The sequence below is a fragment of the Streptomyces sp. genome (genome assembly GCF_050698815.1).
GTDB lineage: Bacteria > Actinomycetota > Actinomycetes > Streptomycetales > Streptomycetaceae > Streptomyces.
Genome location: NZ_JBOHCV010000505.1, coordinates 1 through 12930, shown reverse-complemented (window position 1 = coordinate 12930; position 12930 = coordinate 1). Strand labels below are relative to the sequence as shown.

Below are 12930 nucleotides of genomic sequence, written 5' to 3'. Positions count from 1 at the left end.
GAAGAGCCCGCTCGTGCTCGTGCTGGACGGGATGAGCGCCGCCGTGGCCGCCCAGCTCGGCGACGAGATCGACCGCCGGGTGTGGACGGAGATCGTGCCCGCACCGCCCGGCCCTCTGGCCGTGGCTCCGCGACGGCAGGCCGCCGTCTCCATGCTGCCGTCCGTCACCACCATCAGCCGGGCCTCGCTGCTCTGCGGCGCACCCACCAGCGGTAAACAGGCGGTGGAGAGCAGCGGGTTCGCGACGTTCTGGCAGCAGCGCAGGCGCACCGGAAAGCTCTTCCACAAGGGCCGGATCGCAGGCGACGAGGGACACCGGCTCGCCCCCGAGCTGCTCGAAGCCCTCGCCGGGCACGATGTCGTCGGCGTCGTGCTCAACACCATCGACGACGCGCTGGACCACGGCCAGGAGGGTGAGCGCTCCAGCTGGCGGCTGGCGGACATCAGTCACCTGCTCGATCTGCTCAACGCGGCCCGCGGGTACGGCCGTCCGGTGATCCTCGTCTCCGACCACGGACATGTCACCGACCGTTCGCCGCAGGGACAGGGCCCCGTGAAGGCCACCGGAGCGCGCAGTGCCCGTTGGCGTACCGGCGGCCCGGCGGGGGAGGGCGAGGTCGAACTCAGCGGCCCGCGGGTGCGGGAGGGCGGCGGCACCATCGTGGTGCCGTGGCGCGAGGACATCCGGTACACGCCGCGCAAGGCCGGATACCACGGCGGAGCATCGATGGCCGAGGTCACCGTACCGGTGATCACGCTGGTGCCCTCTCAGGACCTGATGCCCCCCGGATGGGTGGTGCTGCCGGAGGAGCAGGCCGTGCCGTCGTGGTGGCGGTCCCGCGCCGGCACCACGACCGCCGAGGCCGAGGACACCACGGTCCGCAGGCCCCGCCGCCGGGCCAGGACGCAGGCCGGTGAGGGGCTGTTCAACCCGGCTGAAGTGGTGCCTCGGACATCGACGCTCGGCGGCAGCGTCGTCGGCTCGCAGCGCTACCGGACGCAGAAGGTCTTCGTGCGGCGCGCGCCGGACGCCAAGGCGGTCGCCGCCGTCATCGACGCGCTTGCCGAGGCCGGCGGCAGGCTCACTCCGGACGCGGTCGCAGCGGCTGCCGCCGTGGCGACCGGCAGGTCGCAGCGGAACGCGGAGATCTTCGTCACCGTGGTGCAGCGGCTGCTCAACGTCGAGGGCTACGGCGTGATCAACCTGGTCGACGGAGGGCGGACCGTCGAACTCAACGTGCCGCTGCTGGAAGAGCAGTTCGGAACGGAGCGGCCGTGAACGCCCCGACCGAAGTCAGCGCGGCCCGCCGCCGCGAGGTGGTGGACGCCCTGCGACGCGGCACCGTCCCGCAGGCCGGGCTCGACCTGTTCGCGGTGGGACTCGACCGCTTCACCGCAGCGCTCGACGAGGACATCGCCACCATCGCCCGGGGAGGATCGGCGTTCCACGCCATCCGTGGCGAATACGGCTCCGGTAAGACCTTCTTCGCCCGGTGGCTCGCCGAACGCGCCAAGCGGGCGGGCCTGGCCACGACCGAGGTGCAGATCTCCGAGACCGAGACACCGCTGCACCGGCTGGAGACGGTCTACCGCAGGCTCACCGAACGCCTCGCCACCGCCACCCACCGGCCCAGCGCCCTGCGCGCTGTGACCGATTCGTGGTTCTACACGCTGGAGGAGGAGATCCTCGACGCCGGTGAGGTGGCGGACGACGACGACAAGGCACTCGCCGTGGCCGTCGACGACCTCATGGAGCAGCGCCTCGCCGACGTGGCCCGCACCACGCCCGCCTTCGCGGCAGCCCTGCGCGGCTACCGAACGGCCCGCGCCTGCGGTGACGCCGCCACCGCCGAGGCGCTCATCGCATGGCTGGGCGGCCAGAAGTCGGTGGCCGCCTCCGCCCGGCGGGCGGCCGGAGTCCGCGGGAACCTCGACCACTTCGGGGCGATGGGGTTCCTCCAGGGGCTGCTGACAGTGCTGCGGGACTGCGGGCATCCCGGGCTGCTCGTCGTCCTCGACGAGATCGAGACCCTGCAGCGGGTCCGGGGCGACGTACGGGAGAAGGGCCTCAACGCCCTGCGGCAGCTGCTCGACGAGATCGACACCGGACGCTTCCCCGGACTCTTCCTGGTGATCACCGCAACGCCCGCCTTCTACGACGGACAACAGGGCGCACAGCGGCTCCCGCCCCTCGCCCAGCGTCTCGCCACCGACTTCACCACGGACCCGCGCTTCGACTCCCCGCGCGCCGTGCAGCTGCGCCTGAGCGGCTTCGACCTGCCACGACTGGGTGAGCTGGGACGCACCGTCCGCGACCTGTACGCGGGTGCGGCACGGAACCCGGACCGGATCACCGCCCGCATCGACGACGCGTACCTCGGTGAGCTGGCCCACGCGGTCACCGGGGGACTGGGCGGGAACGTCGGCGTCGCCCCGCGGCTTTTCCTGCGCAAACTCGTCGCCGACGTCTTGGACCGGGTCGACGAGTTCGAGGACTTCGACCCTCGTCTCCACTACGGCCTCACCGTCTCGAGCGCGGAGCTGAACGAGGTGGAGCGCAACGCGGCAGCCGCGGACGCGGGCGACATTCCGCTGGACCTGCCGTGAACGCCGTCGACGCTCTGGACCCCGTCCTCACCCACCACATCGTCAACTCCCTGGGCTGGCGCTCACTGCGCCCCCTGCAGGAAGAGGCGATCGAGCCGCTCACGGCGGGAGAGGACGCGATCCTTCTCGCCCCGACTGCGGGAGGGAAGACCGAGGCCGCCGCGTTTCCGCTGCTCTCCGCGATGACCTCGGGCAGCTGGCAGGGCACGTCGGTGCTGTACGTGTGCCCGCTGAAAGCACTGCTCAACAACCTGCTGCCGCGCCTGGAGACGTACACGGGATGGCTGGGCCGGACGGCGGCCCTGTGGCACGGTGACGTCACCGCGGGCGGCCGTAAGAAGATCCTCGCCGAGCGACCCGACATCCTGCTCACCACACCCGAGTCGCTCGAAGCGATACTCGTCAGTGCGAAAGCCGACCACAAGTCCTTCTTCTCGGGCCTGCGCAGCATTGTCGTCGACGAAGTGCACGCCTTCGCCGGTGACGACCGCGGCTGGCACCTGCTTGCCGTCCTCGAACGACTCCAGAGCATCGTGGGACGGCCACTGCAACGGGTGGGACTGTCCGCCACGGTGGGCAACCCCACCGAGCTTCTCCGATGGCTTCAGGGCTCGGGAGCCGGCCGGCGCTCCGCCCGAGTCGTCGCGCCGCACCTCGACGGAGTCGCCGACCGCCCACGCCCGGCGGGAGAGTCCGCAGGCCCACCGCCCGGCGACGTGCAGCTCGACTACGTGGGCTCGGTGGACAACGCGGCCACGGTCATCTCCTCCCTCCACCGAGGGGAGAAGCGACTCGTCTTCTGCGAGTCACGGCGGCTGGTGGAAGAACTCGGCGAGAAGCTGCGTCTCTCAGGGGTCACCACCTTCCTGTCCCACGCGTCGCTGTCGGTGGACGAACGACGGCGTGCGGAGCAGGCGTTCGCCGAAGCCCGGGACTGCGTCATCGTTTCCACCAGCACGTTGGAACTCGGCATCGACGTCGGCGACCTGGACCGCGTCATCCAGATCGACGCCCCGGGCAGCGTTGCGTCCTTCCTGCAGCGGCTCGGCAGGACGGGACGTCGCGAGGGCAGCACGCGCAACTGCCTCTTCCTCGCCCTGTCCGAGGACGGGCTGCTCGCGGCGGCGGGAATGCTCCTCCTGTGGTCGCGGGGGTGGGTTGAACCAGTCGAAGCTCCTCCCGAACCGCGGCACATCGTCGCTCAGCAGCTCATCGCGCTCTGCCTGCAGGAACACCAGGTCGGTGACCAGCTGTGGCGCGAGTGGTGGAACGGCCTGGGCCCGTTCGGCCGGCCCGCCGAGCCGATCGTGCGGCACCTTGTGGACGAGGGGTACCTGGACCGCGACGGCGGCATGCTCTTCGTCGGGCCCGAGGCGGAACGCCGCTTCGGGCACCGGCACTTCATGGGCCTCACCGCAGTCTTCACCGCTCCGCCGCAGTTCACGGTCTTCCACGGCCGTACGGAGATCGGCAGGACGGACCCGGACCTGCTCACGCAGGAGATCGAGGGCCCGCGGAAGCTGCTGCTCGCGGGGCGGAGCTGGCTGGTCACCTACACCGACTGGCGCCGCAAGCGCTGTTACGTCGAGCCGACGGACAGCGGAGGCAAAGCGAAGTGGGGCGGCCTCGGCTTCGTACGGGTGACCTCGTTCGAGCTGACCCGGGCGGTGCGACAGGTGCTGCTCGGCACCGACCCGCCTGTGAACCTCACCAAGCGGGCCGTGGTCTCCCTCGCCGATGCCCGGGACCACTTGAAGGAATCCGTCCGTCCCGGTGGAACGCTCCTCACCCGCGGGAGCGGCCACACGCGCTGGTGGACCTGGGCCGGTCACCGGGCCAACGCCACGCTCGCCGCTTCCCTCGGCTCCGTCGCCGTCCCGGCGCAGAGGATCAACGGCTGCTGGATCCGTATGAGGGAGGACGTCGAGACCCGGGCCTGGAAGCAGGCCGTCGCCGACGCCGCAGGGCAGCTGTGCCTGCCCGAAGTCGACGCGCAGGCCGTGAAGGGGCTGAAGTTCGCCGAAGCACTGCCGCCTCGACTCGCCGAGGCGACCCTCGCGGCCCGGTTCTCCGATGTGGAGGGGGCGCGGGCCGTGCTGGGAGAGCCGACGGAGTTTCTGGTCGGGATCTGAGCCGCCTGATCTTCCTGACGAGGTCCACGCTGCCGTTGGCGAGCACACAAGCCCCACTCCCTGCCAGGCAGCCGGGAGAGTACAGGTCGCGCGGGAGCCGGGAGGCGGCACCGTGGTTCAGCGGTCAGGGAGACGCCGGGGGGTACAGGTCGTGCGGGAGGCGGACCGCAGCCGCCGTGTCCAGCAGCCACAGGGTGCGCTCCGTGCCGTACGCGCCCGCCGCGGGCGTCTCGATCCCGCCGGCACCCGAAAGAGTGATCTCCGCCGCTTCCGCCTTGTCCTCGCCCGCCGCCAGCAGCCACACCTCGCGGGCGGCACGGATCGCGGGAAGCGTGAGCGAGATCCGGGTGGGCGGCGGTTTCGGCGCGCCCCGCACGCCCACGACGGTGCGATCGGTCTCCCGTAGGCCGGCGTGGCCGGGAAAGAGCGAGGCGACGTGGGTGTCCGGGCCGACGCCCAGGAGCAGCGCGTCGAAGGCGGGGACGGCGGCGTGGTCCGCCGGCCGGGACGCGACGGCGAGTTCGGCCGCGTACGCCTCCGCCGCGGCCTCCACGTCGTCGCCGTACACGCCGTCGGAGGGCGCCATCGCGTGCACACGGGCCGCGTCGAGCGGTACCGCGTCCAGCAGTGCGTCGCGCGCCTGGGTGACGTTGCGTTCGGGATCGCCCTCCGGCAGGAACCGCTCGTCGCCCCACCACAGATCGAGCCGTGACCAGTCGATGGCGTCCCGGTCCGCGGAGGAGGCCAGTGCCGCCAGCACACCGTTGCCGTTGCGGCCGCCCGTCAGCACCACCGAGGCGCTGCCGCGGGCGGCCTGGGCGTCGACGATGCGGGTGATGAGGCGGGCAGCGGTCGCCCGCGCCATCTCGTCCTTGTCGCGGTGCACGAACACCTCGCGGGTGCCGCTCACTTCTTCGTCGCCCTGCTCGTCGTCCCGCCGGTCGCCTTCTTGGCCGCCTTCTTCGGGGGCGACTGCTTCGCCGTCGTCTTCTCCGGCTGCTCCGCGGCTGTCAGGTCCGGCTGCGGCCCTCCCCCAGCCTTCGGCCGGGTGGGGGTCCCTCCGGCGGAGCCGGGGGGAGTGCCTCCAAGCCTGCCGACGCCGTACTGCACGGCCGCCGCGTACGCCTCATCCGGGTCGAGCCGCCGAAGCTCCTCGGCGATCAGCTCCGCCGTGCCGCGGCGGTGCAGTGCCACGTGACGGTCCGGCTGGCCCGGCACGGCCAGCTCGGCGAGCGAACCGTTCGCCCGGTCCAGGCAGATCTCGCCGTGGGCGGTCTGCATCCGTACGGCTGTGATGCCGGGTCCGTCGCTGACCGTCCGCTCCACCGGTACGTGCAGCCGCTGCGCCAGCCACAGCGCCAGCAGTTCGGCCGAGGGGTTGAAGCCCTCGCCCTCGACCACCGCGCTGCGTACCTTCGAGGACTGCTGGTCCAGGCCCGCCGCGAGGACGCTCCGCCAAGGGGTAAGCCGGGTCCAGGACAGGTCGGTGTCACCGGGCGCGTAGGTCTCCCCGCGCAGCCCGAGACAGGCGACCGGGTCTTCGGACGACGCCGCGTCGGTGATCCGGCGCTGACCCAGGGCGCCGAGCTTGTCCTCCGAGGGACGCTCGGGCGCGTCCTCGGGCCACCAGACGACCACGGGGGCGTCCGGCAGCAGCAGCGGCAGCACGACGCTGTGGGCGTGCGTGGCGAGTTCGCCGTGCAGCCGCAGCAGTACGGTCTCGCCGGTGCCCGCGTCGCTGCCGACCCGCACCTCGGCGTCGAGCCGGGCCGTTGCCCGGTCGCGGGGTGAACGGCCGGGCCGGGGCACCACCACGAGGATGCGCGAGGGGTGCTCCTTGGAGGCCTGGCTGGCCGACCTGAGGGCGTCGTAGTGGTTGCCCTCGTCGGTGACGATGACGAGGGTGAGCACCATGCCGACAGCCGGCGAGCCGATCGACCGGCGCGCCTTCACCAGGGTGGTGTTGATCTGGCTGGACGTGGTGTCCGTGAGGTCGATGTTCATGGCCGGCGCCAGCTCCGTCCGTCGCGTGCGAGCATCTCGTCGGCGGCCTGGGGACCCCAGGTTCCGGCCTGGTACTGCTCGGGCTTGCCGTGCTTGTCCCAGTACCGCTCGACGGGGTCGAGGATCTCCCAGGACCGCTCGACCTCCTGGTGGCGCGGGAAGAGGTTCGCGTCGCCGAGCAGGACATCGAGCAGCAGGCGCTCGTAGGCCTCCGGGCTGGACTCGGTGAATGACTCCCCGTAGGCGAAGTCCATCGTCACGTCCCGGATCTCCATCTGTGTGCCGGGCACCTTCGAGCCGAATCGGATGGTGATGCCCTCGTCCGGCTGCACGCGGATGACCAGGGCGTTCTGGCCCAGTTCCTGGGTGTCGGTGGCGTCGAAGGGGGAGTGCGGGGCGCGCTGGAAGACCACCGCGATCTCGGTGACGCGCCGGCCGAGGCGCTTGCCCGTACGGAGATAGAAGGGGACGCCCGCCCAGCGCCGGTTGTCGATCTCCAGCCGCATCGCCGCGTAGGTGTCGGTGTTCGACTTCGGGTCGATGCCCTCTTCCTCGAGGTAGCCGTGGACCTTCTCGCCGCCCTGCCAGCCCGCTGCGTACTGGCCGCGCACCGTGTGCTTGCCCAGCTCGCGCGGCAGCCGCACCGCGTGCAGCACCTTCAGCTTCTCGGTGACCAGGGCCTTCGCGCCGAAGGAGGCGGGCTCCTCCATGGCGGTGAGGGCGAGCAGCTGGAGCAGGTGGTTCTGGATGACGTCGCGGGCCGAGCCGATGCCGTCGTAGTAGCCCGCCCGGCCGCCGATGCCGATGTCCTCGGCCATGGTGATCTGCACGTGGTCGACGTAACTGCGGTTCCACAGCGGTTCGAACATGGTGTTGGCGAACCGCAACGCCAGGATGTTCTGAACCGTCTCCTTGCCCAGGTAGTGGTCGATGCGGAAGACCTGGTCGGGCTTGAAGACCCCGTGCACGACCGCGTTCAGCTCCTGCGCGCTGCGCAGGTCGTGCCCGAACGGCTTCTCGATCACGGCGCGGCGCCAGGAGTCCTCGCCGCCCTCCGAGAGGCCGTGCTTCTTCAGCTGGGAGACGACGGTGGGGAAGAACTTCGGCGGTACGGAGAGGTAGAAGGCGAAGTTTCCGCCCGTGCCGCGGGACTTGTCCAGTTCCTCGATGGTGGACTTCAGGGTCTCGAACGCCGTGTCGTCGTCGAAGACGCCGGACACGAACCGCATGCCCTCGGAGAGCTGCTGCCAGACCTCCTCGCGGAACGGGGTGCGGGAGTGCTCCTTGACCGAGTCGTGCACGACCTGGGCGAAGTCCTCGTGCGCCCAGTCCCGGCGGGCGAAGCCCACGAGGGAGAAGCCCGGCGGGAGCAGGCCGCGGTTGGCGAGGTCGTACACCGCAGGCATCAGCTTTTTACGTGACAAATCACCCGTGACGCCGAAGATGACCAGCCCCGACGGCCCCGCGATGCGCGGGAGCCGCCGGTCCAGTGCGTCACGCAGCGGATTGGCTGCGCTGCTCAACTCGCTTACGCCTCCTTCGGCGTGAGGCGCTTGAGTTCCGCCTCGGTGGAAGCCAGCAGGTCGTCCCAGGACTTCTCGAACTTCTCGACGCCCTCCTCCTCCAGCACCCGCACGACGTCGTCGTAGGAGATCCCGAGCTTGCCGACGGCGTCCAGTACGGCCTGCGCGTCCGCGTAGTTGCCGCGCACCGTGTCGCCGCCGATCGCTCCGTGGTCCTCGGTGGCCCTGAGGGTGGCCTCCGGCATGGTGTTGACCGTGTTCGGCGCGACCAGCTCGGTGACGTAGAGGGTGTCGGGCAGGGAGGGGTCCTTGACGCCGGTGGAGGCCCACAGCGGGCGCTGCGTGTTGGCGCCCGCACGCTCCAGGGCCTGCCAGCGCCCGGGTGCCTGCACCGCGTTGTCGACGGAGCCGAAGACCTCCTCGTACGCCTGGTAGGCGAGCCGGGCGTTGGCGATGGCCGACTTGCTCTTCAGGGCCTTGGCCTCGTCGCTGCCGAGGGCGTCGAGGCGCTTGTCGATCTCGGTGTCGACCCGGGAGACGAAGAAGGACGCCACGGAGTGGATCTGCGAGAGGTCCATGCCGAGGGCTTTGGCCTTCTCCAGGCCGGCCTGGAAGGCGTCCATGACCTCGCGGTACCGCTCCAGCGAGAAGATCAGGGTGACGTTGACGCTGATCCCCCTGCCGATGGTCTCGGTGATCGCGGGCAGCCCCGCCTTGGTGGCCGGGATCTTGATGAAGGTGTTGGGCCGGTCCACCAGCCAGGCCAGCTGACGGGCCTCGGCGATGGTCGCCTGGGTGTTGTGCGCCTTGCCCGGGTCGACCTCGATGGAGACCCGGCCGTCCGTGCCGCCGGTGGCGTCGAAGACGGGGCGGAGGATGTCCGCGGCGTCCCGCACGTCGGCGGTCGTGATCATGCGGAGGGCCTCTTCGACGGTGATGCCGCGACTGGCCAGGTCCGCCACCTGCTGGTCGTAGCCGTCGACGGCGGAAATGGCCTTCTGGAAGATCGTCGGATTCGTGGTGACGCCCACCACGTGCTGCTCATCGATGAGTTCGCCGAGGTTGCCCGACGTGATCCGCTGGCGAGACAGGTCATCCAGCCAGATCGCGACGCCCTCGTCGGAGAGGCGCTTGAGTGCGTCTGTCATGGGAATTGCATCTCCTGCTTGTCGTAGCTGCACAGCTGTGGGTAGAGGGGCTGGCTGGGGTTATCGGGCGGCGGCTCGGTGGACGGCGTCGAGTGATTCCCGGGCGGCCGTGGCAACGGCTTCGGCGGTGAGGCCGAACTCGCGGTAGAGCGTCTTGTAGTCGGCGGACGCGCCGTAGTGCTCCAGGGAGACGATCCGGCCGACGTCGCCGACGAACCGGTGCCAGGTCAGGCCGACCGCCGCCTCGACCGCGACCCGCGCCCGTACGGTCGGCAGCAGCACGCTGTCCCGGTAGGCCTCGTCCTGCTCATCGAACCACTCCACGCACGGCATCGAGACGACACGCGTACGCACACCCTCCGCCTGCAGCTGCTCACGCGCCTCCACGGCCAGCTGGACCTCCGAACCGGTGCCGATCAGGATGAGCTGCGGCTCGCCGCCCTCGGCCTCGAACAGCACGTAGCCGCCCTTGGCGGCGTCCTGGTGCGCCTCGTAGGTGGGTACGTTCTGCCGGGTCAGCGCCAGGCCGTGCGGTGCGGGCTTCTCGCTGTGGCGGCGCAGCACCTCGCCCCACACCACAGAGGTCTCGTTCGCGTCCGCCGGGCGGACGATGTTGAGACCCGGGATGGCGCGCAGCGCCGGCAGGTGTTCGACCGGCTGGTGGGTCGGACCGTCCTCACCCAGACCGATGGAGTCGTGCGTCCACACGTACGTCACCGGTGCGTGCATCAACGCCGCGAGCCGGACCGCGGGGCGCATGTAGTCGGAGAAGGTGAGGAACGTACCGCCGTAGACACGGGTGTTGCCGTGCAGCGCGATCCCGTTCATGGTCGCGCCCATGGAGTGCTCGCGGATGCCGAAGTGCACCGTACGGCCGTGCGGGTCGGCTCCGGGCAGCGGATTGCCCTTCGGCAGGAAGGAACTCTTGTCGAAGGAGGTGTTGTTGGAGCCCGCGAGGTCGGCCGAGCCGCCCCACAGCTCGGGGATCTTCGGGCCGAGCGCCGCCAGCACCGCACCGGACGCCTTACGGGTGGCCACCGAACCGCCCGCCTCGAAGCTCGGCAGCTCCTTCTCCCAGCCGTCCGGAAGTTCACCCGCGCGGATGCGGTCGAACTCCGCGGCGTGCTGGGGGTTGGCCGAACGCCACTGGGCGAACCGCTTGTCCCAGACGTCGCGCGCCTCGCGGCCGCGGTCCCACGCCTTGCGCACGTGCTCCAGTACCTCGGCATCGACGTGGAAGTGCTGCTGCGGGTCGAAGCCGAGGACCTTCTTGGTCTCGGCGACCTCCTCCTCGCCCAGTGCGGAACCGTGCGAGGCGCCGGTGTTCTGGGCGTTCGGGGCCGGCCAGGCGATGATGGAGCGGACCGCGATGAACGAGGGGCGTTCGGTCTCGGCCTTGGCCGCCTTGAACGCCTGGTACAGACTCTTGGGGTCCAGGTCGCCGTTGGGCAGCGAGTCGACGCGCTGGACGTGCCAGCCGTAGGACTCGTACCGCGCGACGGTGTCCTCGGAGAAGGCGGTCTCGGTGTCGCCCTCGATGGAGATGTGGTTGTCGTCCCACATCACGACCAGATTGCCCAGCTTCTGGTGGCCCGCCAGCGAGGACGCCTCGGACGACACGCCCTCCTGCAGGTCGCCGTCGCTCGCGAAAGCCCAGATGGTGTGGTCGAAGGGGGACTCGCCGGCCGCGGTGTCCGGGTCGAACAGGCCGCGCTCGTAGCGCGCCGCCATCGCCATACCCACGGCGTTCGCCACGCCCTGGCCCAGCGGTCCGGTCGTCGTCTCGACGCCGACCGTGTGCCCGTGCTCGGGGTGGCCCGGAGTCTTGCTGCCCCAGGTCCGGAAGGTCTTCAGGTCGTCCAGCTCCAAGCCGTATCCGGCAAGGTAGAGCTGGATGTAGAGCGTCAGGCTGGAGTGGCCCACGGACAGGACGAAGCGGTCACGCCCCGACCAGTCCGGGTCGGAGGGGTCGTGCCGCATCAGCTTCTGGAAGACCAGGTAGGCCGCGGGGGCAAGAGCCATGGCCGTGCCGGGGTGGCCGTTGCCGACCTTCTGCACGGAATCCATGGCCAGGACTCGGACGGTGTCGACAGCCCGCTCGTCCAGATCGGTCCACTCGAGGTCTGAGGTGGTCGGCTTGGTGCTCACCCTGCGTCAGGGCTCCTCTCCGGATATCGGTGGCCGGTGCCGTTGGGGCTCACCGGGCGGTGTCGAGGGTACCCCTGCACTCCGCGCACCCTTTCGAGTGCTCGCACTATGGTCACCCGGCACTCAGGGCAACCGGAAACAGGACACGGGTCATTCCGTCCGGCACCTGCCCGGGTACCCGCGCGGGTGCCGGACTGCGCGGGAACCCGCGCGATGCGGTCGTCGTACCGGCCGTTCGAGCGGTGACCCGGATGGGAGACCCCCGCACGGAGGCGCATTCGCGGCGGCGTCTAAAGTGGCGTGGTACGCGCGAGCTTCACGGGGTCTGCACCGCAGGACGCTCGCTTTTCTTGAGTCGATCAGAGGTGTTCGTGACGGCCGTCGGATCCCGTCCCGCGGGGGTGCTCGAGAACGACGGCACCGTGGACCGGTCGTTCGGCGCCCGAGTCGGGGCGTTCGTCGCACTGACCAAGCCCCGCATCATCGAACTGCTGCTCATCACCACCATTCCGGTGATGTTCCTGGCCGCGCGGGGTGTGCCCGACCTCTGGCTGGTGCTGGCCACCTGCGTCGGCGGCTACCTCTCGGCGGGTGGCGCCAACGCGCTGAACATGTATCTCGACCGCGACATCGACGCACTGATGCACCGCACCGAGAACCGCCCGCTGGTCACCGGAATCGTCAGCCCGCGCGAGTGCCTGGTCTTCGGCCTCGGCCTGACCCTGGTCTCCACGCTGTGGTTCGGCCTGCTCGTCAACTGGCTCTCGGCGGCGCTGTCCCTGGGCGCGCTGCTCTTCTACGTCCTCGTCTACACGATGCTGCTCAAGCGCCGCACCGCGCAGAACATCGTCTGGGGCGGCATCGCGGGCTGCATGCCCGTCCTCATCGGCTGGTCCTCGGTGACCAACGAGGTCAGCTGGGCCGCCGTCATCCTCTTCCTCGTCATCTTCTTCTGGACGCCGCCGCATTACTGGCCGCTGTCGATGAAGGTCAAGGACGACTACGAGCGGGTCGGCGTACCGATGCTGCCGGTCGTCGCCACCAACTCCGTCGTGGCCCGGCAGATCGTGCTCTACAGCTGGCTGATGGTCGGGGTGTCGCTGCTGCTGTGGCCGATGGGGTACGTCGGCTGGTTCTACCCGGTCGTCGCCCTGGTGGCGGGCGGCTGGTGGCTCTGGGAGGCGCACGCCCTGCTGGCACGGGCGAAGTCCGGGGCGACGGGCGGCAAGCTGAAGGAGATGCGGCTCTTCCACTGGTCGATCACGTACGTCTCGCTGGTGTTCGTGGCGGTCGCCGTCGACCCCTTCCTGAGGTAGCACGTACCTGCGCGAGGGCCCCGGCTCCGGTCGGAACGGTGACGTTCCGACC

9 protein-coding genes are annotated in these 12930 nt (G+C 70.4%); 4 read left to right on the top strand and 5 right to left on the bottom strand.

What is annotated here, in order from left to right; all coding sequences use genetic code 11:
- From pglZ to ACRDP3_RS18125, 3 genes are all read left to right on the top strand, one after another.
- A partial coding sequence (gene pglZ / locus ACRDP3_RS18135) for a BREX-2 system phosphatase PglZ (protein ID WP_431518012.1) occupies positions 1 to 1279 on the top strand: 1279 nt, incomplete at its 5' end.
- A complete protein-coding gene (gene brxD, locus ACRDP3_RS18130; RefSeq protein WP_431518011.1) occupies positions 1276 to 2607 on the top strand; it encodes a BREX system ATP-binding protein BrxD in 1332 nt (443 codons plus the stop codon). The genes pglZ and brxD, both read left to right, overlap by 4 nt.
- Positions 2604 to 4739: a DEAD/DEAH box helicase gene (locus ACRDP3_RS18125; RefSeq protein ID WP_431518010.1), complete on the top strand. Its 2136-nt coding sequence runs from the start codon at positions 2604 to 2606 to the stop codon at positions 4737 to 4739. Before brxD ends, ACRDP3_RS18125 begins: the two co-directional genes overlap by 4 nt.
- Positions 4740 to 4863: 124 nt before the next feature.
- On the opposite strand, the gene pgl is transcribed toward ACRDP3_RS18125, so the two are convergent.
- From pgl to tkt, 5 genes are read right to left on the bottom strand one after another with little or no spacing between them, the layout of a single operon-like run.
- Positions 4864 to 5649, bottom strand: coding sequence for a 6-phosphogluconolactonase (gene pgl, locus ACRDP3_RS18120; protein ID WP_431518009.1), 786 nt, complete (start codon positions 5647 to 5649; stop codon positions 4864 to 4866).
- A complete protein-coding gene (opcA, locus tag ACRDP3_RS18115; protein WP_431518008.1) occupies positions 5646 to 6743 on the bottom strand; it encodes a glucose-6-phosphate dehydrogenase assembly protein OpcA in 1098 nt (365 codons plus the stop codon). Before opcA ends, pgl begins: the two co-directional genes overlap by 4 nt.
- A complete protein-coding gene (zwf, locus tag ACRDP3_RS18110; RefSeq protein ID WP_431518007.1) occupies positions 6740 to 8266 on the bottom strand; it encodes a glucose-6-phosphate dehydrogenase in 1527 nt (508 codons plus the stop codon). Before zwf ends, opcA begins: the two co-directional genes overlap by 4 nt.
- Positions 8267 to 8271: 5 nt before the next feature.
- A complete protein-coding gene (gene tal, locus ACRDP3_RS18105; protein ID WP_431518006.1) occupies positions 8272 to 9414 on the bottom strand; it encodes a transaldolase in 1143 nt (380 codons plus the stop codon).
- A gap of 60 nt (positions 9415 to 9474) precedes the next feature.
- Positions 9475 to 11562: a transketolase gene (gene tkt / locus ACRDP3_RS18100; RefSeq protein WP_431518005.1), complete on the bottom strand. Its 2088-nt coding sequence runs from the start codon at positions 11560 to 11562 to the stop codon at positions 9475 to 9477.
- A 371-nt stretch (positions 11563 to 11933) separates the two neighbouring features.
- Here tkt and ACRDP3_RS18095 point away from each other — a divergent pair, with 371 nt between their 5' ends.
- Entirely contained in the window at positions 11934 to 12878 is a 945-nt protein-coding gene (locus ACRDP3_RS18095; protein ID WP_431518004.1) for a heme o synthase, read from the top strand.
- The last annotated feature ends 52 nt before the right edge of the window (positions 12879 to 12930 follow it).